This window comes from Salinihabitans flavidus (genome assembly GCF_900110425.1).
GTDB lineage: Bacteria > Pseudomonadota > Alphaproteobacteria > Rhodobacterales > Rhodobacteraceae > Salinihabitans > Salinihabitans flavidus.
In genome coordinates this window covers 1-2,564 of record NZ_FODS01000067.1, presented here as the reverse complement: position 1 = coordinate 2,564, position 2,564 = coordinate 1, and the positions used below count along the sequence as shown (strand labels likewise).

2 protein-coding genes are annotated in these 2,564 nt (G+C 50.5%); both read right to left on the bottom strand.

The features are described 5' to 3' along the window. Window positions 1-178: 178 nt before the first annotated feature. Window positions 179-2,155: an ATP-binding protein gene (locus BMW66_RS19755; RefSeq protein WP_093120877.1), complete on the bottom strand. Its 1,977-nt coding sequence runs from the start codon at window positions 2,153-2,155 to the stop codon at window positions 179-181. A 208-nt stretch (window positions 2,156-2,363) separates the two neighbouring features. After that, on the bottom strand, window positions 2,364-2,564 hold a 201-nt coding region (locus tag BMW66_RS20520), incomplete at its 5' end, for a hypothetical protein (RefSeq protein ID WP_217639362.1).

The window sequence follows — 2,564 nt, the reverse complement described above, 5'->3', positions numbered from 1 at the left end:
CGCGCCCGCGCCCATTGCTCGCGCCGCCGAATGATGGCACACAAAAGGAGAACAGGCTCGACTTACGAGTGGCCCTGAAAAAAGGGGCAGGTCATGGGCACCATGTTTCATGGGGGAGGAAAGCGGAAGTTCGCTGCGCCTCAGATGAACGGCAGCGAACCGCAGAAAGCAGACGTGGTTATACGGAAATCCCGATACGTTCGAAGAACGCTCGATTGCGTGACTTGGCGGACTCGAGAACGTCCTTGAAAGACGAAACCTCGATAAAAATCAAATATGATGAGTCCCACGAATAGTAGGTGTTTGAACCCGCCTTTCGGTGGAAGTTCCCGAGAGCTTTCATCACATCACGCAGTTTGGGCGTTATATCCGCGATGATGTGACACATGAACGGCGTAGTCTCTTCGATTGAGCGGATGGGAGTCCCGTCATACTTAATCGCCTCGCCAGACCTCCGCATGTCTTCAACATACTTTCGGACTTGCGTGATGGGGTTTTTCTCCAACGTGTAGTTGTCAATTTTTGGGCGTTTGAATTCCACGATAGTGATGGGGGACGATTTGTCTTCATTCTCGAAGCCAAGGCCAAGGTCGAAAATGGAAACGTCCGGCCTATCCTTCGGATGTGCAGGATCGGACACCTGCTTTTCCATGCGGGTGTCAGAATTGAAATACGAGTAGAATGCCAACCGGTCGTCAACGATCCACAAGTTGTGGTCGTCATAGTCCAAATCCGAGGAAGTGGATTTCAGAGGACAGATTATGTCGTGGAGAACGTCTTCATACTCGGATTCTTGGTCGGTATTGGGCTTGAATTTCAAGCTCTCTTCGAACACGTCGAGAACCAGCTTGCGCTTCATGACGTATTCGGCAAGCGACGACACGGATTCTTGCTTCAACTCTGCCACATACTCTTTGGCCTTCGCCTCCACATCAGGCAGTTTCTTCTCAATTGACCGTTTGAAGGCGTTTTTGCGGCGCTCATATTGCCGCAGTGACTGACGGGACATTTCGACAAAAATGTCCTCTTTCCGGTTCGTGCCGTAATGAAGCGTCTCCGCGATTTCGCTTTCAGTTCCTTGTATGCTCAGAAAACGAGGGTGCTCGATGCGCAGCGCGGTGACAATTCCAGTCTGCTTCTCTCGTATCTCAGCGAGTTCGGGCGCGAGGAAATGCTTGACGCGCTCTTTCGCCTGATCGACGATGTTCTCAACTTCGTCTTCTGACAGCGAGAAGTCCGTTCTGGTATCATTGACAGAGTCATCCAAGGCCGGACTTTCGATATATCCAAGGAACGCAAATTTATTGTCGATAGCCTTGAGGCCGATCACTCCGTCCATATCGAACCGTTTAACAGCACGTCCGTTTGCACCAAGGTAAAGTGCGTTCGTGCTTCTTTCGTCGTCAGAGATTGCTTTGGGAAGCAGAAAACAGCGGCAGACGAAATCTTCGGACGCACCAGAAACCGATACATTGAACCGATAGTCCGCATCGCGTTCAACTGAGTCTGAGAATGCGTCGAACAGGTCTATCTCGGCATCTACATCAAAGACCGTAATTTTGGGATGACTGATGTTGATAAAGTAGCTGATAAAATGCGCCAAAAGCCGATTTGTAATCGTGCTTGCTTTCTTTGGTATGTGGAGAGCGTAGTCCCGTTTGTAGGGGGTCAATTGAATAATTGAACCTGCGGTGCGTCGATCCGCTGGTAGAAAGGTCAGGTTATCCGTTGGGTTGGAAATCTTGAAATCAAACGAAACTGAAAGGCCGCTGGACCCATCATCATAAACGCTTTTGACGCACACCTCATCCAGAACCTTGAGCCAAACAAGGCGCCCTACGCCTTTTCCGCCAATCTTCTCCTTGGCGCGTGAGTCCATTCGACGGAAAGAATCGAGGTTGCTTTCGTTGAATCCAATGCCGTTGTCAGAAACAGTGAAGCCTTCCATATCCCCAGATGCACTGCGGTGCAGTTCGATCGAAACTTCACCTTTGCTGAGATTGTCTTTGCCAAATCTGTCCTCGACAGCGTGAATGGAGTTCATCACAGCTTCAAACAGTGGGAAAAGTGAGTTCTTTGCATTCGGAGCGAGAGATAAATTTCGAATGCGTCCTGCGGGGTCATTGTCCCAGCCCGTTTGAATTCGAACGTCCATACTATTTGCTCCAGCCTGCGCTTAATGGCACTATGACTGCGTAGTCGGTTGGGCGCAATCCGACAGTCGGCACTGACCTGCGGGCCCACATGCCCGGGAAGCTGTGCGCCGCTCTACTTCTCCTCTGTTTCACAGGTTGGCGGGGTAGGACAATAATGAGGGATATTTCCAACCCTCTGCAAGACTGCGGTGACCGTTCGGAGCACTTTCATGGCAAAGTCGGGAAGCAGACGCTGCACCAGACGAGATCGAACGGCTGTTCCACGAAACCTTTTAATTTCAATAGGTAGACTAATATTTTTCGATATTCAAAAAAATCTCTTGACATGGGTGCGCAAGTAAAACCGCCATTTTGCGCACTCTTATGCCCCATTGGCAGCCAGTCAGGGAAATGGCGACCCCGGGAGGA

Excerpts from the sequence above, each read along its gene's own strand:
- BMW66_RS19755 (WP_093120877.1), bottom strand. The coding sequence starts at position 2,155 with ATGGACGTTCGAATTCAAACGGGCTGGGACAATGACCCCGCAGGACGC.